Annotated in this window: 19 protein-coding genes and 1 pseudogene; 7 read left to right on the plus strand and 13 right to left on the minus strand. The window is 61.7% G+C overall.

Features of this window, described 5'->3' with window-relative positions; all coding sequences use genetic code 11:
• A pseudogene (locus tag GOQ28_RS07310) lies at nt 1-926 on the minus strand (hypothetical protein); the annotation flags it as partial.
• 438 nt (nt 927-1,364) lie between these two features.
• Between GOQ28_RS07310 and GOQ28_RS07315 the strand changes: the two are divergent.
• Nucleotides 1,365-1,721, plus strand: coding sequence for a hypothetical protein (locus GOQ28_RS07315; RefSeq protein WP_160350480.1), 357 nt, complete (start codon nt 1,365-1,367; stop codon nt 1,719-1,721).
• Nucleotides 1,722-1,865: 144 nt separating this feature from the next.
• On the opposite strand, the gene yghX is transcribed toward GOQ28_RS07315, so the two are convergent.
• From yghX to GOQ28_RS07345, 6 genes are all read right to left on the minus strand, one after another.
• Entirely contained in the window at nt 1,866-2,753 is an 888-nt protein-coding gene (gene yghX, locus GOQ28_RS07320; protein ID WP_160355994.1) for a YghX family hydrolase, read from the minus strand.
• 136 nt (nt 2,754-2,889) lie between these two features.
• A complete protein-coding gene (locus tag GOQ28_RS07325) occupies nt 2,890-4,161 on the minus strand; it encodes an amidohydrolase family protein (protein WP_160350482.1) in 1,272 nt (423 codons plus the stop codon).
• Nucleotides 4,162-4,213: 52 nt separating this feature from the next.
• A complete protein-coding gene (locus GOQ28_RS07330; protein ID WP_160355995.1) occupies nt 4,214-5,164 on the minus strand; it encodes an ABC transporter permease in 951 nt (316 codons plus the stop codon).
• A 9-nt stretch (nt 5,165-5,173) separates the two neighbouring features.
• The gene (locus tag GOQ28_RS07335) at nt 5,174-6,247 is read right to left on the minus strand and encodes an ABC transporter permease (protein ID WP_160355996.1); all 1,074 of its coding nucleotides are present in this window, start codon (nt 6,245-6,247) and stop codon (nt 5,174-5,176) included.
• 18 nt (nt 6,248-6,265) lie between these two features.
• Complete coding sequence (locus GOQ28_RS07340) at nt 6,266-7,795, minus strand: ABC transporter ATP-binding protein (protein ID WP_160355997.1); 1,530 nt, start codon at nt 7,793-7,795, stop codon at nt 6,266-6,268.
• Nucleotides 7,792-8,823 carry a BMP family protein gene (locus GOQ28_RS07345; protein ID WP_160355998.1) on the minus strand — a complete coding sequence of 344 codons (1,032 nt, stop codon included), beginning with the start codon at nt 8,821-8,823 and terminating at the stop codon, nt 7,792-7,794. The genes GOQ28_RS07340 and GOQ28_RS07345 overlap by 4 nt, the downstream gene beginning before the upstream one ends.
• Before the next feature lie 671 nt (nt 8,824-9,494).
• On the opposite strand from GOQ28_RS07345, the gene GOQ28_RS07350 reads away from it, so the two are divergent.
• The gene (locus GOQ28_RS07350) at nt 9,495-10,787 is read left to right on the plus strand and encodes an MFS transporter (RefSeq protein ID WP_160350487.1); all 1,293 of its coding nucleotides are present in this window, start codon (nt 9,495-9,497) and stop codon (nt 10,785-10,787) included.
• Between the two features lie 267 nt (nt 10,788-11,054).
• A complete protein-coding gene (locus GOQ28_RS07355) occupies nt 11,055-11,708 on the plus strand; it encodes a helix-turn-helix domain-containing protein (protein ID WP_160355999.1) in 654 nt (217 codons plus the stop codon).
• Between the two features lie 18 nt (nt 11,709-11,726).
• Here GOQ28_RS07355 and GOQ28_RS07360 read toward each other — a convergent pair whose 3' ends face one another.
• Nucleotides 11,727-11,960, minus strand: coding sequence for a hypothetical protein (locus GOQ28_RS07360; RefSeq protein ID WP_160356000.1), 234 nt, complete (start codon nt 11,958-11,960; stop codon nt 11,727-11,729).
• A gap of 385 nt (nt 11,961-12,345) precedes the next feature.
• Between GOQ28_RS07360 and GOQ28_RS07365 the strand changes: the two genes are divergently transcribed.
• The 4 genes from GOQ28_RS07365 to GOQ28_RS07380 all read left to right on the plus strand — a co-directional run bounded on the left by GOQ28_RS07365 (nt 12,346) and on the right by GOQ28_RS07380 (nt 14,581).
• The gene (locus GOQ28_RS07365) at nt 12,346-12,744 is read left to right on the plus strand and encodes a hypothetical protein (protein WP_160356001.1); all 399 of its coding nucleotides are present in this window, start codon (nt 12,346-12,348) and stop codon (nt 12,742-12,744) included.
• A gap of 51 nt (nt 12,745-12,795) precedes the next feature.
• Nucleotides 12,796-12,903, plus strand: a complete 108-nt coding sequence (locus GOQ28_RS07370; protein WP_236844275.1) for an entericidin A/B family lipoprotein — start codon at nt 12,796-12,798, stop codon at nt 12,901-12,903.
• Between the two features lie 209 nt (nt 12,904-13,112).
• Complete coding sequence (locus GOQ28_RS07375) at nt 13,113-14,012, plus strand: hypothetical protein (protein WP_160356002.1); 900 nt, start codon at nt 13,113-13,115, stop codon at nt 14,010-14,012.
• Nucleotides 14,013-14,119: 107 nt separating this feature from the next.
• Nucleotides 14,120-14,581: a hemerythrin domain-containing protein gene (locus GOQ28_RS07380; RefSeq protein WP_336603753.1), complete on the plus strand. Its 462-nt coding sequence runs from the start codon at nt 14,120-14,122 to the stop codon at nt 14,579-14,581.
• Here the strand turns inward: GOQ28_RS07380 and pdeM are convergent.
• The 5 genes from pdeM to GOQ28_RS07405 all read right to left on the minus strand — a co-directional run bounded on the left by pdeM (nt 14,545) and on the right by GOQ28_RS07405 (nt 22,037).
• The gene (gene pdeM / locus GOQ28_RS07385; protein ID WP_160356003.1) at nt 14,545-15,228 is read right to left on the minus strand and encodes a ligase-associated DNA damage response endonuclease PdeM; all 684 of its coding nucleotides are present in this window, start codon (nt 15,226-15,228) and stop codon (nt 14,545-14,547) included. The genes GOQ28_RS07380 and pdeM overlap by 37 nt on opposite strands.
• Nucleotides 15,209-17,734: a ligase-associated DNA damage response DEXH box helicase gene (locus GOQ28_RS07390; protein ID WP_160356004.1), complete on the minus strand. Its 2,526-nt coding sequence runs from the start codon at nt 17,732-17,734 to the stop codon at nt 15,209-15,211. Before GOQ28_RS07390 ends, pdeM begins: the two co-directional genes overlap by 20 nt.
• Nucleotides 17,731-19,335, minus strand: coding sequence for an ATP-dependent DNA ligase (locus GOQ28_RS07395; RefSeq protein ID WP_160356005.1), 1,605 nt, complete (start codon nt 19,333-19,335; stop codon nt 17,731-17,733). The genes GOQ28_RS07390 and GOQ28_RS07395 overlap by 4 nt, the downstream gene beginning before the upstream one ends.
• 3 nt (nt 19,336-19,338) lie before the next feature.
• Complete coding sequence (locus GOQ28_RS07400) at nt 19,339-20,355, minus strand: ligase-associated DNA damage response exonuclease (protein WP_202109659.1); 1,017 nt, start codon at nt 20,353-20,355, stop codon at nt 19,339-19,341.
• Nucleotides 20,356-20,501: 146 nt separating this feature from the next.
• On the minus strand, nt 20,502-22,037 hold the full coding sequence (locus GOQ28_RS07405; protein ID WP_160356177.1) for a UdgX family uracil-DNA binding protein: 1,536 nt from the start codon (nt 22,035-22,037) through the stop codon (nt 20,502-20,504).
• Between the last annotated feature and the right edge of the window lie 39 nt (nt 22,038-22,076).

Raw genomic sequence — 22,076 nt, forward strand, 5'->3', positions numbered from 1 at the left:
GCCCCCGCCTCGTTCCGTCCTGATGAAGCTCCGCCGTTGCCACCATGCGATTCAGCAAGAACGCCAAACAAGGCGCTGGTCTCGCTCGCCCCCAGGTCACTCCATGTCCTGTCGACAACAATGTTCGCTTGGTTCAACAGGTTGGCTTCGCCGGCATCTCCACCACTGCTATTTCGACCATCGACGAAATCGGCGCCGGTCCCTCCTCTGCTCGCTACCAACACACCAGAGAAAAGCCCGTCCCCCCGCACCGAAGCCGTCACGTCCCCGTGATTAAAGAGGTCAACCGCACTCGAACTGCCGCCCGCTCCGTTACCCACGGCGGAGCCCGACGACCCCGCGCCGTCGCCCCCGAGGGCGATACCCGCCACGCCCGCGCCTCCATTAATCCGATCAGAGCTGAGTCCCGACATATCGATCGAGCCCGAGTTGACGAGTGATACGCCAGTCCCGCCCGCCGCGCCACCATTGCCCCCGTTGCTCGTGGCGTCCCCACCCCTGAGCTGCGCGAGCAATCCGAACACGGGCACATTGCCGGCCGCGTTTTCAGCGGCCTGTAGCTTGATGTCGCCTGTGTTTTCGACCGTCAGACCCAGGGCGTCTTCGCCATTGGGCCGAGCATCGCCTCCGTCTTTCCCCTTCGCCTGTATTAACAAGCCCCCCACTAATTCTGGATAAGCTCGCGCGTCAATCACGGCGTTGGAGCGTACAAAAACCGGCGGCAAAGCGTCATCGGGCTCCGACTCGAGAAACACATCGACCGGCTTTGCGTAGGTTCCCGTGATATTGCAGTCGATATTGCCCGCTGGACTCACACTGCATGGATCGGATGACTGAGCGGCACTGGTGCTAGCCCAGAGGGCGCTTGCAATCGAGGCGGCCAATAGCGTTAGCGGCGGCAGACGATAGCGCAAAGAAGTTGCCATGTGAGGATCATCCTGGACGAAGCACTGCGTGAACGGAGCCGCAACGGTGCGAAGGCGAGCGAGTACGCTGACGCGCTGCGTCTCGCCCGGCACGGTGCAGCAAAGCTGAGGAAGCAACTCAAGGCACGTATAGTTACGTCGATTTCAATATTTAGCGGTTTTTATTATGGTTTTTATTGTATCGATGAAACAATCTTGCAGTTCAGCAGATAGATCCGCCCTCTTTGCAGTGCAGACCTGTCCGATATTCGGCTTTTCAGAGGGTTTCAATCGTACGGCGACCGAAGAACGCTAAAAATCTCGGGGTCTGAAGAGTGCAGCCTTCAGGCATAGTCGGCACGGAATGACCAAGCCCATGTCACGGGCTGTGGCGGCGCTTGCAGCTCGTACGGCTGAGTCCGTGCCTATCCATTCGTATGAAATCCACATGGAGCCAGGATGACAACCTTGAACAGCCCCTACACACCTTCGATGTCGTGGAAATGCACGCAAAGCCGTATCGCCGCCGCAGGTTTCTCTTGCCGCGTCAGAACACGCAGCATGCCGGGTCGCCAGCACGCGATCCCGCTTTCTGCAATGTTTGAATTGCCCCCTATCCCGGCGCGCCCCCCGCTGCCGGATTTCAATCGTCCTATGCCACCCCTGCCGCCTATTCCGGCACTACCCGAGGGGCAAGACCCCCGCTTGCCGGGTGTGGATCCGCGCATTCAGATCCGCGATATTCATCGCATCGTACGCCGCGATGGGTCCGCGGATGGCCTACGCTATTTGTTGCCGGCGGCGCGTTTGCATTGATACCAGGCGGTCCGATTATTGTCAGCCCATGTGCCGTTCCATCCGTCCAGCCAGGCACGGAAGCTGACGGTAAAGGATGGCGCGGGGTTGTGGCGCCATCCACCCTTATTATTTCGCCGTATCGATGCGGGGATCCCGCAGGGGTCAATTGAGATACTTGGTAAACCAGGCCAAGGTCCTGTCCCAGGCTAGTTTTGCAGCAGCCTCATCGTAACGAGGGGTCGAATCGTTATGGAAGCCATGCTGCGTACCGGGGTAGATATAGGCCTCGTAGGTCTTGCCATTCGCTTTTAAGGCCGCTTCGTATGCCGGCCAGGTGGCGTTGACGTTGGGGTCGGTTTCAGCGAAGTGAAACAACAATGGCGCCTGGATGCGGGCGACGTCCTCTGGTTTTGCTTGCCGTCCGTAGAAAGGCACGGCTGCCGCCAGTTCCGGATACGCGACTGACGCAGCATTGGACACCCCACCCCCGTAGCAAAATCCCGTGATGCCGATCTTGTCGGTGGTCAGATCGCTCGCGCGCAGATAATCGATCGCAGCGAAAAAGTCGTTCATCAGTTTCTGCGGATCGACACGCGATTGCAGTTCGCGACCCTTGTCATCATTGCCGGGATAACCGCCGACGGAACTCAGACCATCTGGCGCGAGCGCCACAAAGCCGGCTTTCGCGGCGCGCCGGGCGACGTCCTCGATATACGGATTTAAACCGCGATTCTCGTGTACGACGACGATACCGGGCAAAGGCCCGGTGGCGGCCTTGGGCCGGACTAGATAACCGCGAACCTTGCCGTGACCATTCGGAGACGGGTACTCGATGTACTCCGCAATGATGTCTGGATCGGTAAACGACACCTGTTGCGCCATCGCGTAGTCGGGGCTTAACGAGGCGAGGATACTGGCCGCGGTCAGCCCGCCGACGGCGTACTTTGCCGCGCGGTCAAGAAAGTCGCGGCGGGTGATACGGCCATGCACATAACCATCGTATAACTCGAGCAACTCGGGCGCGAAATCGCGCGCGGTAAGGCGGGTCATGGAAGTCTCCTTGTCGTGGCGGCGCACACCTGACCCACCGTGCCACAGACACGGCGGACGGGTGTTCATCATACTGAATACCGCCTCGCCTCAGTGAATACCGACTGGCCCCAGTAAATACTGCCGCGGCGCGTAATTATTTCCTGAAGTCAACCTGTGCAGGACGGCCCTCGAGCTGCAATGTCGCCGTGCGCGCGGGCGTGCTGGCGATGCGTTTACCACCGCGCCAAACGTGCAGACGGGTGGCGCGCAGACGTAGCGCCTCCACCGGATCACCGGCTTGCAGCAGCACCATGTCAGCACGCTTGCCGACCTCGATTCCGAGTTCGTCCAGGCCCATGATTTTTGCGGGCGCCGTCGTGACGGCTTCGAAACATGCACGCATGCCGTCTTGGCCCGTCATTTGCGCCACGTGCAGACCCATGTGGGCGACTTCGAGCATGTCACCCGAACCCAGGCTGTACCAAGGGTCCATGACGCAGTCGTGACCGAAGGCCACCGTGACGCCGGCCGCGAGCAATTCGGGCACGCGCGTCATGCCGCGACGCTTGGGATACGTATCGTGGCGGCCTTGGATCGTGATGTTGATCAGCGGATTCGCGATGGCCGACACACCGGCTTCGCGGATGAGCGGAATCAGTTTGGATACATAGTAGTTGTCCATGGAATGCATGGACGTCAGGTGCGAACCATTCACCCTGCCCTGCAGCCCAAGGCGCTGCGTGTGATAGGCCAGGGTTTCGATATGGCGCGACATGGGGTCGTCCGTTTCATCGCAATGCATGTCCACGCGCAAGCCGCGTTCGGCGGCGAGTTCGCACAGGATGCGGACGGATTCCGCGCCATCGGCCATGGTGCGCTCGAAATGCGGAATACCGCCGACCACGTCCAGGCCCATGTCCAGCGCACGCTTCAGATTTTCCATCGCGCCCGGCGCGCGCAGCAGCCCGTCTTGCGGAAAGGCGACCAGTTGCAGGTCCAGGTAGGGTTTCACCCGCTCGCGCACGTGCAACAGCGCTTCGGTGGCCAGCAGACGGGAGTCGCACACGTCCACATGCGAGCGTATGGCCAGCAGCCCGTTGGCCACGGCCCAGTCGCAGTAGGCAAGCGCCCGTTCGACCAAGGCCTCCTGCGTGAGCAGCGGCTTGAGCTCGCCCCATAACGCAATGCCTTCGAGCAGCGTGCCGGACTGATTGATGCGCGGCAGACCGAATGACAAGGTCGAGTCCATGTGAAAGTGCGCATCGATAAAGGGCGCGCTTAGCAATTGTCCTTGTGCGTCCAGCGTCTCGTGCGCTTGGGCTTGCAACGCTGGCTGAATCGCGACAATGCGGCCATCCTGCACACCAACGTCCACGCCCGAGCGGCCGTCAGCGAGGTTGCAGTTTTTGATCAGTAAATCGAGCATGGGTAAACCTTATTCAATAAATCCGCCGGACGTTGTCCAGCATGGCGCTCGCTCAGCGTTCGCCTTTGCGGTAGGGCTTCATCAACGCCTGCGGGTACGCGGCACGACGCGCCATCACCACCAGGGCCAGAATAGACAGCACATAGGGCAGCATCAAATAGACCTGATACGGCAGCTCGGGCAGGCCCGGGAGACTCGTGCCGCCCTGCTGCAGACGCAGCTGCAGCGCGTCAAAGAAGGCAAAAATCAGCGCGCCCAACAGCGCTTTACCCGGCCGCCACGATGCGAAGACCACGAGCGCGACACACACCCAGCCGCGCCCGTTGACCATATTAAAGAAAAACGCGTTGAACGCCGCCAGAGTCAAAAAGCTGCCCGCGATGCCCATCAGCGCGGAGCCTGCGACGATGGCGCCCATGCGCAAACGGGTGACCGACAGGCCCTGCCCTTCTGCGGCGGCCGGATTTTCCCCGACCATACGCACGGCCAAGCCAAGCGGCGTGCGGTTAAGCACCCAGGCAATGATAGGCACGGCCAGCAAGGCCAACAGCGTCATGACGGTTTGCCCAGCCAGAACGGGGCCGATCACAGGGATGCCTTGCAAATAAGTCATCTCGGCAAACGGCGTGATGGTGGGTGGCGTATTGACGCTGGGAAACGTGACGCGATAGGCAAAATAGCTGAGACTGGTCGCCAGCATGGTGACGCCCAAACCCGACACGTGTTGAGATAAACCAAGCGGCACTGTCAGAATGGCGTGCAACAGGCCGAACACCATCCCGGCCAATGCGGCGGCCAGTACGCCCACATAAAGCGGGGCGCCCAGATACACAGCCAGCCAACCAGCGAACGCGCCAGCGACCATGATGCCCTCGATGCCCAGGTTCAGAACCCCGGCACGTTCGCATAGCAGCACGCCCAGCGTGCCCAGGATCAACGGCGTGGCCACGCGCAGCACCGCAACCCAAAAGGCGCTGGAGCTTAACAAATCCATCCATTCCATATGCGTCTCCTAGGCGTGTTTGCGACGCAAACGGTATTGCGAGAACAAGGTGGCCACGAGCATCGACAATAGCGATGCCGCGACGATCACGTCGGCAATGTAGTTGGGCACGGCGATCGCGCGGCTCATGCTGTCGGCGCCGACCAGCATGCCAGCCACGAAGAGGCTCGCCACGATCACGCCAAGCGGATGCAGGCCCGCGAGCATGGCAACCACGACGCCGGTATAGCCGTAACCGGGCGACATATCGAGCGTCACATAACTCGTGCGGCCGGCTACTTCGATCGCGCCTGCCAGGCCTGCCAATGCGCCGGAGAGCATGGCGGTGCCCAGCATCACGCGCGTGACGGGCAGACCAAGAAATCGCGCGGCATGGGCGTTCGCGCCAACGGCACGCATTTGCAGACCTAACACCGTATAGCGATTGATCAGCCACATGGCGACCGCCAGACCCAGCGCCCAGAGCAGGCCCGTATGGGCACGCGTTTTTGCCAGCAGCTTGTCGAATTCCAGATCGGGATTCAACGCGACCGACTGCGGCCAGCCCATGGCCATCGGGTCTTTCATGACACCATCGAGCATCATGGAGACAAACAACAGCACGATAAAGTTGCCCAATAGCGTGGTCACTACCTCGTCCACGCCAAGTCGGGTTTTGAGAATGGCGGGCACCAGCAGCAGCAACGCCCCCGCCAGCGCGGCGGCCAGCATCATGCCCCCGAACAACACGGGTACGGGCAGGTCCAGGCCAACGCCATCGTGCATGCCCCCGACCATCACGGCGGCGAGCGCGCCCAGATACAGCTGTCCTTCCGCCCCGATGTTGTAGAAGCGCGCCCGGAACGCCACGGCGCAAGCCAGACCGGTGAGCATCAACGGCGTGGCACGCGTCAAGGTTTCCGAGAAAGCAAAGCGCGAGCCGAATGCGCCCTCGAATAGCAGCGCGTACGTGCGCCCGACCGGCGCACCCGCCCAGGCCACCAACAACGCACAAATTAATAAGGTGAAAGCAATCGCCGCCAGCGGAGCCAGCAATAACGCAAGACGGCTGGGTTCCGTGCGGCGTTCCAGATACAGGTTCATGATGTCAGGAGTCGTTCGTCAGGCCGGCACGGTGCCGGTCATGGCCAGGCCCACGGACGCAGGCGTCCATTCGGACACGGGCTTGACGGCGATGATCTTGCCGCCGCAAATGACTGCGATCCGGTCGGCAAGCGCGAAAATTTCTTCGAGGTCCTCGGAGACGAGCAAGATGCCCGCGCCCCGTTCGCGTGCGGCGAGCAATTGTTCCCGCACGTAGGCGACGGCGCCGATGTCCAGGCCCCACGTGGGCTGGTCAGCCACGATCAGGCGCGGTTTGCGCGCCAGCGTACGGCCGAGGATCAGCTTTTGCATATTGCCGCCGGAAAGACTGCGCGTACGCACGTCCAGCGAGGCGGCGCGTACGTCGAACTGCTGGCCGAGATCGCGAGCATAAGCACGTGCCGCGCCGGCGCGCACCATGCCCCAACGAGCAAAGCGCTTGTCGCGCAAGTCCTCGATGATCGCGTTTTCCCAAAGCGGGCTGTCGCCGATCATGCCTTCGTGGTGGCGATCCTCGGGAATGCGGCCCACGCCCGCGCCGGTCATGCCAGCGGGCGTACGAGGCGCCGCGGTATGTTCGGGGCCGAGTCTTAACGTGCCGTCGTCAGGCTGACGCAGCCCATTCAATACGGAGACCAACGCTTGTTGGCCATTACCGGCTACCCCGGCAATCGCGACGATTTCATGCGTGTGTACCGTCAAGTCGGCGCTATCGAGCAACGGCGCGCCGCCCCGCTCATCGCGGACGGTGACCTGCGATAGCGTCACGACCGGCGCGGCTTGCGCACGCGGCTCGGCGCTTTGCGCGCGCGGCATGACGACTTTGCGGCCGACCATCAGCTCGGCGAGCTCGGCGGCGTTGGTCGATCCGGTATCGCGCTCTGCCACGAGCTTGCCTTGACGCAACACCGCCACGCGATGCGAGACAGCCATGACCTCATCGAGTTTGTGCGAAATAAAAATGACGGCCATGCCTTCCGCGACAAAGCCGCGCAAGGTCGCGAACAAGCCATCGACCTCTTGCGGCGTGAGCACCGCGGTCGGCTCATCCAAAATCAGGACACGCGCGCCGCGATACAAGGCCTTCAGGATTTCGACGCGCTGTTTTTCGCCCACGGACAAAGTACCGACACGCGCATCGGGATTGACGCCCAGGCCAAAGCGTTGTCCCAGCTCCACCAGGCGCGCGCGCGCTTTGGCGCGGCCCGAAGCAAGACGCCACAGCGACTGCGTGCCGACCATCACGTTGTCCAGCACGCTCATGTTGTCCGCCAGCGTGAAATGCTGATGGACCATGCCCACCCCGGCGGCGAGCGCCGCATCGGGGCGGCCGGGCGGCAGCGGCTGACCATAGACGTGGATGTGCCCTGCGTCGGCCACATAGTGGCCGAACAGGATCGACACCAGCGTGGACTTGCCCGCGCCGTTCTCGCCCAAGAGGGCCAGCACCTCGCCCTGTTTCACACTCAGCGAGACCGCGTCATTCGCGGTCAGGCTGCCAAAGCGTTTGGTGATGCCCTGCAGTTGCAGGGCCAGGGACTCGCTCATTTCGCGCTGGACTTGGGTTCGCTGTCGTTGACTTTGACGACGAAGCTGCCATCCAGGATCGCCTGCTGCTTGGCTTGGACTTTGGCCTTGATGTCCTCGGGTACCTTCGATTCGAACGTGCCCAGCGGAGCGAGCTCGGAACCCTTGTACTTCATCAGCGAGTATTGGCCATAATCCTCGGCGCTGAAGTTACCGGCCTTCACGGCGGAAAGCGCGTGTTCAATGGTGGGCTCCATGTTCCACAGCGCGGAGGCCACGACGGTTTCGGGATACTGCGGCTGCGTATCGACCACGTTGCCAATCGCGACCTTGCCGCGCTCCTTGGCGGCGTCAGACACGCCAAAGCGCTCGGCATACAGCACGTCCACGCCCTTGTCGATCATGGCGAACGCGGCTTCCTTGGCCTTTGGGGGATCAAACCACGAACCGATGAAGGACACGGTGAAGGTGACGTTCGGGTTGATTTCCTGCGCGCCCGCCATGAAGGCATGCATCAGGCGGTTGACTTCAGGAATGGGATAGCCACCGACCAGGCCGATTTTGCCGGACTGGCTCATGCCTGCCGCGATCATGCCGGTCAGGTATGCGGGTTCCTGGATGTAGTTGTCGAACACCGAGAAGTTCGGCTTTTGCGGCTTGCCCGACGAACCCATGAGGAAGGCGGTTTCGGGATAGTCTTTGGCGACTTTGCGCGCGGCGGATTCGACGGCGAAGGCTTCGCCCAGAATCAGCTTGTTGCCCTGCTCGGCGTATTGACGCAACACGCGTTCGTAGTCAGCGTTGTTGACGTTCTCGGAGAAGACGTATTCGATTTCGCCCTTGTCGCGCGCGGCGGTCAACGCCTTGTGAATACGCGACACCCATTGCTGTTCGACGGGCACGGTATAGACGGCGGCCACCTTGAGTTTGGCCGCGTCCTGCGCCTGCGCCCAGCCAGACATCACAAACAGGCCCGCGGCGGCCACACCGAGTGTCAGCACGCGACGGCGGGCGAGTCCGGCAAAGGACGGGAGATTTTCAAACTTCATGGTGGCAGGCTCCTAGGCGAGATGAATGGCATGGCGGCAGACGGCCTGACACACCCGTGCGGAAAGTCGGACAGGTGATGAGATAACGAGGGAAGTCTGCAGACATACGGGCGACGTAGCGTGACAACTGGGGTTCGTGACGCAACAGTCAGGGTTGAGGTCGCCCGGAATCAAGCAATATCCATGCCATTTTTTCGCGCCGCGACCTGTCACATAATCCAGGCCGGACGGAATTGTAGTCAATCTTGGAGCATGGCATTGCCCCAATATGGTGCGAAATGCGAAAAAAGCATCAGCAGAGCACGATCTCTGCACACATTTGGGCCCCTGTCGGTTTTGTGAGCGGGATCACGGCTGTTGCTCGTCGGCCATCCTGCCCGCCCGTGCAGGGTGCCGCTTCGAAAAGCACACGGAGGCTGGCACCGATTTTTCACTCCTGATAAAAAAACCAGGGTGATTTTTCATCTAAGTGAAATCTCTAATATCCGGTCGGGTCGGGTGAGAAGAGAATTGCGTCCGACTGAGACCGGCATGTCCCGCGCGGCGCCGCAATGACTGCCCGCTGACAGACGGACGCTCCATGACGGCGAGCCTCAGTCACTCTCGATCCCGCATAACTCGCTGACGCATCGTTAGCCCTGTTTCAAGCGCTTTGCCTTTGAAGGACGTAAATGACAACCACCCACCTCGGCAGTACGCCACGCCCTGACACTCGCCGTCGTCACAGGACTCGAGACGTCATCGCGGCAAACTTCGGCACGTTCTTTGAGTGGTTCGACCTCTTGGTGTATGCGATGTTCGCGATCACCATCTCGAAACTGTTCTTTCCCCAGGAAGACGAACAATCGGCCCTGCTCTTTAGCCTGATGACGTTCGCGAGTTCGTTCCTGATCCGCCCGGTCGGCGCGGTCGTACTGGGGATCATGGCCGATAAGCTGGGCCGACGCACGACACTTAGCATCGCCGCGATGACGATGCTAGCCGGCACGGCCTTGATTGCGGTAGCGCCGACGTACGAAACGATAGGCGTATGGGCGCCCATCATCTTGGTCACGGGGCGTTTGCTGCAGGGCTTTTCGGTCGGCGGCGAGTTTGGCACCGCCAACTCCTACCTCACTGAACAGAGCCCCTCGAAGAAAGCGTTCTTCGCCAGTCTGCAGTTCTCGACTTCCGGGCTGGCAGTGATGACAGCCTCCCTGTTCGCGCTGGTCGTCAATCATTTTCTTACCCCGGAACAAGTCAACTCCTGGGGTTGGCGTTTGCCATTCATCTTCGGCTGCTTGATCGGACCGGTAGGTCTGTATATCCGCGCCAAGATCGACGAAACCCAGGACTTTGAGGAATTGAAGCAACAGGGCACCGCGAAAAGCCCGCTGGGCGAGACGTTCAAGTTTCACACCCGTTACGTGCTGATCGGCGCCGTCATCACCGCGGCGGGTGTCGTGGCGAGTTTCCTCAATATCTATATGCCGACTTTCGCCATCAACAACCTGGGTATTTCCAAGGATTCGGCATTCACGGCCTCGATATGCAGCGGTTTGGTGTGTACATTCTTGCCGATGGTGGGGGGCATTTGCGCCGATCGATTCGGCGTGATCAAAGTCATGCGCATTGCATTGGTATTGGGCGTCATCCTGGTGTTCCCCCTGTTCTACATGCTTACCAGCGCCCCCTCATTACTGACCCTGATCGTTTTCCAGTGCACCCTGTCCACGGTGTTCTATAGCTTCTATTTTTCACCGGTGGGATCGTTGCTGGCGCAACTGTTTCCAACATCGTGCCGCACGACCGGCGTGTCCATCGCCTATGTCATCGCCCAGACCTTCTTCGGTGGCGTGACGCCTCTGGTCGTGGGCTTTCTCGTGGCGCAATCGGGCAGCATCATGGCCCCCGCGTACTACATCGTTGTGATCGCCGCGGCCGCGCTCTTGGGGCTGCACGCCAGCCGCCATCGTGTGAAGTAAGCATCTGTCCATCTCCAGGTATCGGCCGACTCGGCCGTTACCTGCACGACGCCGGCTTGCCGGCGTTTCGTTTACCCGATTCCACCCCTGCCCTCACGTTTTGCACACGATGAATTGGAACGGGCCGTGGCGATGACAATGCGCAGCTGGAAGCCTTCCATGATCTGCATTGACGGGTGCGTGAAAGGTTCCTACACTTTTTGAAGTGTGATTGAAATCCGCCCGTCGTCCGCCGACGGTCCGCTCTCTCAGCCGGACATCCTATCCGTGAAGACGCCGTCCCGCGCCAAAAAGCGCCAATCCACGACCGCCCCTGACCAGGAACACCCAACGCCAGGCTCTGCCGACTCCAGCGACCAAGACTTGGGCAGGCGGTTGCGTGCAATGCGTAAGGCGAAAGGCTTCACCCTGCAGGAACTGGCGGCGCGCACGGATATGTCTATCGGCATGCTAAGCCAGGTCGAGCGCGGGGTCAGCTCACCGTCCATGCGTTCTTTACGTGGCCTCTGTGCAGCGCTGGGCATCGACGGCGCCACGCTTTTCAGCAATAGCGACGACAGTGCCGGCGCCGATAGCGCGAATGAGTTCGCCGTATGGGCCAGTCAGCGCAAGGCGCTGCGGCTGGCTGATTCCGGTGTCACCAAATATCGGGTCACGCCCGCGAACTGCGCCTCGCTGGAGGCGTTCCTGATGGAGCTGGAACCCGGCGCGGCCTCGGATCCCAATCTGCTCATGCAAACGGGGGACAAGGTCGGCTACATCATCTCGGGCAAGCTGCGCGTCTTTATTGGCGACGAAACGCTGTTGCTACAAGCCGGCGATACCTATGGGTTCACCGGCACGCGTCGCTACCGCTGGGAAAATGCCTGGGATCAGCCAACCGTATTCCTCGTCGTCAATAGCGCCCACTTCTACGTCTGACGGCGCGCACGCATCAATTCAGGCAGCAGCGTACGGCCACATCCTTATTTCATTTTTTTGTTCATTCATGGCGAAGCCTTTACCCGAGCGCGTCGACGTTGCCATCATCGGCGCGGCATTATTGGTATAAGCACTGCCTGGGCCCTGGCCAAGGCCGGCGCGATAGTCGCAGTGTTGGAGAAAGGCACGGTGGCGGGCGCTTTGATGGCCGATCTTGTCCTGGCAACACACCGGCGGTCGATCCGCGGCCATTCCGCTTCTCCAAATATGCAGGACCTTAGGGTGCGACGGCGCAAGTTGCTATCTCACCATCATCTCTCATAAGCGTTTGATGAAAGGTCGCCGCGCGAACGTGCTCAATAAATTGAGCTGGCGGAGCGCGCGCCGTCACAAGCGTAACTTCAGTCACAAGCTCACGGACTAGCGTCCCATGTCCGTCTCACACCTCCAGCCCCGCGTCCACCTCGAGCAAGCGTGAACGCTGGCCTGGTGCGGTTCTGCTCCACCTCCCATCAACGGTATACCCATCATGCGCGGGCACGCAGCTTGCTAAGCATGGTGCGAACGTGATCGCGCCGCGGGGCGCAATATCACTTCATAACGACACGCTGCGTGTCATACCTTTTTGGGAGAAGCAATGATGAAAAAGACCTCGACCCTTCTGGCCGCCCTGACCCTGGCTTTTGGTGCCGCCACGCTGCCTGCTCATGCCAACAACACCGCCGGCATGAAGTCTGATCAGAACGGCACGCCCATGACGTCCGATCAGATCGATGCGCGCTACGACGCAGCCAAGAAGCAGTGCGACTCGATGCAAGGCGATCAGCGCGACACGTGTATCAAGCGTGCCGACGCGGACAAGGACAAGGCCGAAGCCCAAGCCAAGGCCGCCAAGGAAAAGGCCGAAGCCAATCGCGATGCCGCGAAGGCTGAAAAAGAGGCCGACTATGACGTCGCCATGAAGAAGTGCGATGAGCAATCCGGTGATGCCAAAGACAAATGCCAGGCTGACGTAAAAGCCCGCTTTGGTAAGTAAAACCGTCCCACTTTCAAAGGAGAGGCCATGAAAAGCCACAAATTCAAACTGATGCTCGCCATGCTGGCGGCAACGATTCTCGCGGGCTGCAACACCATGGAAGGTGCCGGCGAGGACATCGAGCGCGGCGGTCAGAAAATCCAGGAATCGGCGCGCTAATCACGCCATCGGAGTGGCCCGCAGTCCGTGGGCCCTCGTGCGAGGAGTCGGCGTGATGCGCGCCGACTCGTCACTCTCAACGCGGAGGCACTATGCGATCCATACTTTTGTGGTTACTGGGCGTTCCCATCCCCGTGATCATCTTGCTGGCACTGTTCTGGCACTGATGCAGGCGGTGCAACCGCCCCAAATTGATTAAAGGAATCGTCATGCAACATGTACAGCCCGCCGCGCCCTATCCCGGCAGCACCATCGGCGTCGAGCCATCCCGCTCCGCGGTTTCGTGGGGAGCGGTGATCGCCGGCGCCGTCATCGCTTCCGCCGTATCCTCCATGCTGGTGATCGGCGGTTCAGGTCTAGGCTTTCTTTCGATGTCGCCCTGGGAAGATGAAGGGGCCTCGGGCAAAACCCTGGCCATCGGCACGCTGGTCTGGCTCTTTGTGACACATATCATTGCTTACGGCATTGCTGGCTACGTCGCCGGGCGCTTGCGCACCAAGTGGACCGATGCAGCGGTAGACGAAATTTATTTTCGTGATACGGCGCATGGTTTTCTGGTCTGGGCATTGAGCACCGTCGTGGCGCTGCTGATGTTGGGCTCGACCATGGCGTCGGTCATCTCGGGCACGGCCAAGGCCGGCGCGACGATGGTTGGTGCCGGCGCAGGCGCGGCGACCGCGGCTGTAGGTCAGGCCGCGCAAGGCAGTGACGACAAACTCTCGCTCGACTATTTCACGGATGCGTTGATGCGACCCAACGACCCTGCTACGTCGCTGAGCCCGCAAACGGATGCGCGTGATCAAGCGTCCCGAAATCTGGGCCGCAGTCTGGTCAAAGGTGAAGTGTCTCAAGCCGATCAAGACTACTTGGTCAAGCTGGTGGCACGCGAATCGGGCGTAGACGAGGCCACTGCGCGTCAACGCTTGACGCAAGTGCAGGAACAGGCCAAGCAAACGGCCGAACAAGCGGAGCAAAAAACCCGCGAGGCCGCCGACGCCGCGCGTAAAGCCGCTGCGGGCTTTGCCCTGTGGGCCTTTGCCGCCATGCTGGTCGGCGCCTTTGTTGCCAGCTTCAGCGCCACGATAGGCGGCCGCGCGCGCGACCGCTGATACCTACTTACAACACGGCGGAGTTAGATCTGCTTAAAGCCGGGCGTGCGAACGCCCGGCTAATACTTTGATCGCCGGCTACCGGGATAGCTGGAAAAGGAGAAGATGTGCCCGATATCAATATCTATGAGGCGCTACGGGAAAGCCATGAAATTCAGCGCGCTCTGTGCCGCAGCTTGCTGAACGCGTCGCCAGAAGGCGACGAGCGCGATGAAATTTTCAAAACATTACGCATCGAGCTGGCCGCGCATGCAGCAGCCGAAGAACGATACTTTTATTCGCCGATGATGCTCGACGATATGGGCTTGGACCCCTCGCGCCATGCCATGGCCGAGCATCATGAGATCGACGAGTATGTGGAAGACCTGGCCTCTGCCGAAGCCCGAGGCGGTAGCTGGTTATCCAAGGCGAAAAAATTGTCCGAGGAGGTCTTTCACCACCTGGACGAAGAAGAAAAGAAATTCTTCCAGATCTCCGGCAGGATTTTGAACGACGCGCAAAAGGCACGCTTGGCCGAGCAATATTTGCAGGATTACGTTCGCATGAAGCGCGTCCTCTCGGGTGAATAAATCGGGATTGCTTCGTCGTCGACGCAAGCAATCAGCTGACCGTCTCCCAGGCCTCTTACATCGTAGCCGCCAGTAAACGCGGAAAACGCAGGCAAGACGCTCAGCCCGGGGCGCAGCCAGAACACCGGCCAACTGCGCGGCACACCGGGCACACGCGCCTGCGGATGCACATGGCCGGCAATAACGTGCCGACCCTCTGTATCCCTGTCGGGCATATGCTGAAATACAAACGGCCCATCAGCCGCCGCCTCGCCCAAGGCTTCGATATGCAGGTCAGCCCTGCTTAACGCCCGGTCGTGATTCCCTACCAGCGCCGCCACCCGCAGCGTGGCGTGAGCGCGTCGCCATCGCATCCAGCTATCTCGCCAGCCCACGCCGGAGGCTGGACCATGCAAGACATCGCCCACGATCCACAACGATCCCGCCCCTGTCATCGCCACCAGTGACCCAAGCCGCTGTAAATCGTCTTCCGTCGCGCCACGCGGCACCGCGATGCCCGAGCGTCGGAAAACATGGCCCTTTCCCAAGTGCAGATCCGCGATCACCAATCTTTCGCGCGCCGGCCAATAAAGCGCGCGTTGACCTAGCAGCACCACAGTTTCACCGGCCAGCGCAAGCGTTACCGCCTTATCCCGCCACGCGAGCATAGCGTTCCTCCAGTTGTTTCGCGGCCCGGCGTACGCGATCCTGCCACGACTCCGTACTGAGCTGTCCGCGCAAGCTCTCGGTCCATAGCGGGAACGACAAGGGCGTGAGCGACGGTGGCTCATGCAGTGCCAAGGTCCGCGCCGCACAGTCGTGCAAGGCTTCTGCCAGACGGTGCGCTTGTAATTGCACCTCGAACACTTCGCGTTCAGCCTGCGCCAATAACAAGTGGTCAGGATCGTAGCGCCGCAGTACATCGTAAAGCAGGCCGCTGGAAGCCTGCACTTGCCGCAACGATCGCACTTCACGTCCGGGTAGCGAAGGGGTGAGCAAACCGGCCACGCGTGCGATCTCGCGAAATTGGCGACGTGCCATCTCCCCTAGATTCACGCCCGCGCGCAAATCGTCCTCTAAGTGCTCGGGACTGAGCAACCGGCGCAATAACGCATCGTCTAGCGCCGCGGGCGCGGCCAGCGTCAGCATGAAGCCATAGTCATTGACGGTAAAGGAGAAGGTATTCGGCTGCTCGCGCCCCCAGCGCAAGGCCATCATCGCCGCCATACCCTCATGCACCGCGCGCCCGGCAAATGGAAAGACAAACAGGTGCATGCCGCGACGTGTATTTATCCGCTCGGCCACCAGCCGCGAGGGATGCGGCAGCGCGCTGGCCGTCTCTTGAATCCTCAATAGCGGCGCGGCCGTCTGCATTTCGGGATGCTCGCCGGGCTGCGCGAACACGCGCTCGACTTCGCGTCCCAGCTCCGTCGACAGCGGCATGCGCCCACCCAGCCAAGTCGCCACCGGGCCACCGCCCGATTTGGCGCGTCGCACGTAGGCCGTCATGCCTTCCAGACGCACCAGTTCCAGCGTGCGCCCGGCGAACTGAAAGCGGTCGCCGGGCCGCAGCCGCGACAGAAAACTTTCCTCCACCGAACCTAACCCGCCACCGCGTAAAAATTTCACCGAGACCGCACCGTCGGATGTAATCGTGCCTATGGACAAGCGGTGGCGCAACGCGATGCGCCTGTCATGCACGCGATAGCATCCATCGTCGTCACGCTGGACTCGGCGAAACTCCGGGTAGTTGGCCAGCGCGCGTCCGCCTTGTTCAATGAAATCCAAGACCCCGTTCCATGTGTCGCGATCAAGCGCCGCATAAGCGTGGGTTTCGCGCACCTCGTCGTAAAGCGCCTGAGCCTCGAAGCCGCCGCCCAGCGCGAGCGTGACAGCGTGCTGCGCCAGCACATCCAGGCAAAGGGTCAATGGCGTGCGCGATTCGATTTCACTGCGCGCGATGGCCTGACGGGCGGCGGCATATTCGACCAGTTCCAAAGCCTGTGTCGGGACGCAAATCACATGGCCTGCCGTACCCGGCCGGTGTTTGGCCCGCCCGGCGCGCTGCAGCATTCGGGCAACCCCTTTCGCGCTGCCGATCTGCAGCACTTGGTCCACCGCTGGAAAGTCCACGCCCAAGTCCAGGCTGGACGTTGCGACGACACAGCGCAACGTTCCATCGCGCAAGCCCTGCTCGACTTGCGCGCGCAGCTTTGGGTCCAGGGAACCGTGATGCAGTGCCAAGGTAGCGGGGTCATCCAGCCAGATGGATTCCAACGCCTTATGCCAGAGTTCCGCCTGCGCCCGGGTGTTGGTAAAAAGTAAAGTCGCGCGCACCTTGAATATGCGCTTGTACACGGTCATCAGTTGCGACAAGCCCAGGTGCCCCGCCCAAGGCAAACCTCGATCGGACTCCGGCAGCAGAGTCGTGAGCGTCACCTTGCGAGGCTTTACGCCAGAGACCAACGCGCTATCGGGCGCATGCGGCAGCAACACGTCGCGCGCTTGTTCCAGGTTGCCGAGCGTGGCCGACAGGCCCCATGTGCGATGCCCGGGCGACAAGCGCCGCAGACGCGCCAGACAAAGTTGCAGCAGCACTCCCCGCTTGTTGCCCAGCAGCTCGTGCCATTCATCCACGATGACACATTGCAGCGCGCGAAAGCGCGCGGAGGCATCGGCGTACGACAGCAATAAAGCCAAGGATTCCGGGGTGATGACAAGCACTTCCACCTTGCCTTGGCGCGCCAGGCGTTTGTCGCGCGCACTCGCATCGCCCGTTCGCAATGCCACGGTCCAGCTCAAACCGGTTTCCTGGACCACCTGTGTCAACGCCTGCGTCGTGTCGGCGGCCAATGCCCGCAACGGCGTCACCCACAGTACGCGCGGCCCCTGCCCCGCCTCGCGCTTCCTATCCGCCTCGTCTCTGGTGAGCGCCTGCAGCAAGGGGCCGCCAAACGCCGCCAGCGTCTTGCCGCTACCGGTCGGTGTATGCAACAAGCCGGATTGACCGGCGAGGTAACGTTGCCAGACCTCGCGCTGAAACGCAGCGGGTTTCCAGCCGCGCGCCGTGAACCAGGCGGCAAGCGACGCATCCCAGGCGGCGGTTGCCGGCGATTCCAGCGAGCCCGACGTGCTGCGGGATGTGGCCCGCTCCAGCTTGCCTCTTGCGGTCATCGAGCCATGGCCTTGAGCGTATCGAGCCGGTCGGCCTCGGCGGCCGGCTTGTCATGGCGCCAGCGCAAGATACGAGGAAAGCGCACCGCGACACCGGATTTATGGCGTTTAGAGATATTCACTCCCTCGAATCCCAGCTCGAACACCTGCACTGCATCGACCGAGCGCACCGGGCCAAACCGCTCGCGCGTATGCGCGCGCACCCAACGGTCCAAGGCGAGAATCTCTTTGTCGTCCAGGCCTGAATATGCCTTTGCCACTGGGACCAACGTATCTTCATCCCACACGCCAAATGTGTAGTCCGTATAGAGCGTACTGCGACGGCCATGGCCCGCCTGCGCATACAGCAGCACCGCGTCAATCGTGAGCGGATCCACTTTCCATTTCCACCAGTCGCCCCGCCTGCGCCCGCCTTGATAGGGGGCACTCGCGCGCTTGAGCATAAAACCCTCGACCCCGCGCGCGCGCGACTCCTCGCGTAAGCGCGCCGCATCATTCCAATCGGCGGGCCGAACAATGGGCGACAAGCTCAGACGTGGGTCTGGATGGGCACGAAGCAAGGCCTCCAAACGCTGGCGTCGCTCCAGCTGCGGCAGCTCGCGCAGATCCTCGCCGTTTAACTCTAGCAGATCGTAAACCAGCATGCGCACGGGCGCCTCGGCCAACCATTTGGGCCCCGGTTTCAGCCGCTGAATGCGCGTTTGCAAGGCGGAGAACGGCATCGGCGCATCGGCGTCGCCCTGCCAGGCCAGGAGCTCTCCATCCAACACACAATCCACGGGCAAAGCTCGCGCGGCGTCTTCGACCTCGGGGAAACGTCCGTCCAGGCGTTCCTCGCCCCGCGACCATAGCGCGACCTCGCCCCGACGCCGGATCAACTGCGCGCGGATGCCGTCCCATTTCCATTCCAACATCCATTCATCGATCTCGCCGAGCGTGTGTGCTTCGGCTTCCAGAGGCGAGGCGAGAAAAAACGGATACGGTTGCTGCCTGTCCTCGGGCAGTTCCTCATCGCTCAACAGCTTGGTCAAGAACTCGGGACTTGGCGCCCAGGTGCCCATCATGCGCTGCGCGATGCGCGCTATCGGTATGCCCGACATGTCGGCCAGGGCCTGTTGCACCATGCGCTGCGACACGCCCACGCGCAACGACCCGGTCAGCATTTTGTTGAACACTAAACGTTCATCGAAGGGCAAGCCCAGCCACGCCGATACGATCACTTCGCGGCGCTGCGCCTCGTCGCTATTGGCCACCGGCACCAGCACGTGCTCGATCCAATCGGCCAGACTGCGCTCGGGTGCGGGGTGTTCGGGATCGGGAATCAAGAGGGCCAAGGTCTCGGCCAGATCGCCCACCTGATCGTAGCTGGCTTCCACCAGCCAGGTAGGTGTGTTCGAGGCGTCCGCCACCCAGGCACGCATCTCGTCGACGGCTGCGATTTTGCTGCGGGCGCTGGTGATTTTGCCGCCGGCCAGCAGAAACAGCGCCCAGGCCGCGTCACGAGGCGGCGCGTCACGGAAATACGTGACCAGCGCCGCGCGTTTGTCCAGGGTCGCCGTGGAGCGGTCCAATTCTTGATAGAGCGCTGCAAATCGCTTCATACGCTAGATCGTCCCCTCTTCTCCGTCGCCAAACTGGGTCACCAGTGTTTCGGCCATCACGCCGGCTTCATTTAAGGTGCGGACCAGGGCCTGCGTATCGCCATGCGTGGCGATCACGCGCGACGCGCCGGTTTCCCGAATGGTGCGCAACAAGCCCGGCCAATCCACATGGTCAGAGACCACAAAGCCGCGATCCATATTGCGTCGCCGCCGGTTGCCGCGCAGACGCATCCATCCCGACGCAAACCCATGCTGCGCCCGGCGAAACCGGCGCAGCCAGGCGCTGCCCGCCGCGGAAGGCGGTGCGATAATCAGTTCCCCCGCAAACGTCGTACCGCTTTCGCGCTTTGGGGCTTCGATCTCGCTGACGAGCCGGGTCGGTGGCAGCGTCACGCCCGCCTCGCGGTACACGTCCACGCCGGCCGCGATCGCGCCATGGAGATACACCGGGCGGTCTACGAAAGGGGCCAGTTCAGCCAGCACGCGTTGCGCTTTACCCAGCGCATAACAATAAAGAATCGCCGCCTCGCCCCGTGCTGCACACTGATCACGCCACTGCACCAATTCCCGCGCCACGTCCCGGGTTGACGGCCAGCGATAAATCGGCAAACCGAAGGTTGCCTCGGTGATGAAGGTATCGCAAGGCACGACCTCAAAGGGGCTACATGTCGGGTCAGACTGACGTTTGTAGTCGCCGGACACCACCCATACTTCGCCCTGGACTTCGATACGGACTTGCGCCGATCCCAATACATGGCCTGCGGGATGCAATGACACCCGCGCGTCACCCAGGGTAAAGGCCTCGCCATAGTCATGAACCCGATAAGGCTGATCGCCTAAACGCCAGCGCAGAATAGGCAGCCCTTCGACCGTGGTGTGATAGCAGCCCATGCCGCTGCGCGCATGATCGCTATGACCATGCGTGATCACCGCCGTGTCCACGGGCCGCCATGGATCTACATAGAACCGGCCAGCGGGGCAATACAGCCCCTCGGGACGCAACTGCAACAGGTCGGACATCGAGTTCTCCATGAGCAGACGACTTATCCAAGCCGGACGACTTAGCGGGTCAAAACTACTTATCCAGGCGCAGACGACTGACCTAGATCGCGCGACAGCTATCTCGTTATACCGCGTACAGCATCGAACGATGATGAGGTTTTTGCCTATGCCGGCCTCTCACCGGCCAGACGCGATGCTTGCTCTACCGCATCGACCATACCCGCGATGACAGCCTCACGCTTGGCTGCATCGTCGACTCGCAGCGCATAGGAGGGATGCCACGTTGCCACCAGCCACGCCTCGCCCACCCGCTGGGGCCGTCCGCGATACTGCTGCAGGCTGACCTTGCGCCCCAACACCGCATTCAGCGCCGTCGCCCCCAGCGTCACAATGACGGCGGGCCGCACTCGTTCGATTTCTTCATGCAGCCAATGCGCGCAGGCATCCACCTCGCGCTGCGCCGGGGTCTGATGCAGACGTCGTTTGCCCCGCGCGATCCATTTAAAGTGTTTGACCGCGTTGGTGAGGAATAAGGACTCGCGCGCGAACCCCGCGCGGTGCAATGTTTCGTTTAGCACTTGACCCGCAGGCCCCACGAACACGCGGCCAGCGAGGTCTTCCTGATCGCCCGGCTGCTCGCCAACCAGCATGATGCGCGCCGAGTCCGGCCCCTGGCCCGGCACCACATGGGTGGCGTTGCGCCACAGCTCGCATCGCCGGCAGGCCTCCAGGGTCGTTGGCATCGCACGCTGGGGCTGCGCCTGTTGCGCGTCCATGGCGATTTGCCGCCCCGGCCGTTGGCCCACCGTGCGAGCCTGCCCGACGCGTTGCGCGCCACTGCGGGCGTCGGCGATCATGCCGGGGATCAGCGGTCCTTCTGGCAGGTTTTTCCAAAAGCGCACGGGCATGCGCTGATGCAGCGCGCTTTCGTTCAATCGCGCGGGGTTGAAAATGCTCTGGTAATAGATTTTCCAAAGCGGCTCGATCTGCTCCGCCGCGATGGACGCGCGAATGGCATCGGCATCCACGGGGCCCTCCGATAGCGTGATGTCCTGCCCATCCCACAACGCCGCGCCTTGCGGCGTCGCAATACACCAGGACGTGGCCCCCATACGCCGGGCGAAATGCTCCGCACCCCACGCCAACACGTCATGCTCGGGTTCATACCAGGCCAGATACTCAGGCCCATCGCCTGCTTCGCGCTGATGAAAACGCACATAGGCCTGCATATCATGTTTAGCGCGCCGCACGGCCTTGGCCATCGAATGCAAGGCCGCGCCATCCTCGTCCGCCGCCGACACCACTGCACGATCGCCCTGTTCCCACCGCCAAAGCACACGATACAGCAAGCCCCAACGCTGAGGCGACCGATACAAGGCCGCGTCTTGCAACAAGGTGGCGAGCTCTCGGGAAATGCGAATCTGGGTGGGCGTGCCGGGTGTGGCGGGCTGCACAGTAGCGATGCAGACCGCGTCACTGTCGTGGGCGAGATCACAGTCGTGGCCTGCAGCACGGCCGCGCATCCCGTCCGACGATACCGGCTGCGCCGCGTAATCCAGTGACATCTGGGCAGAGCCACTACGCACGCCACTCACCTTTTCCACCCAAGTCACCCGTGACGGCGGCCAGCCCGCCCTCAACGCGCGCAACGCCTGCAAACGCCACGCCGCGTAGCCGCCGTTCACCACCAAGGTATGCATATCATCCACGGTCGGGGGCCTCCATTTCTCGTCCATTAA

It is taken from the genome of Bordetella sp. 02P26C-1 (genome assembly GCF_009763255.1).
Lineage (GTDB): Bacteria > Pseudomonadota > Gammaproteobacteria > Burkholderiales > Burkholderiaceae_B > Bordetella_A.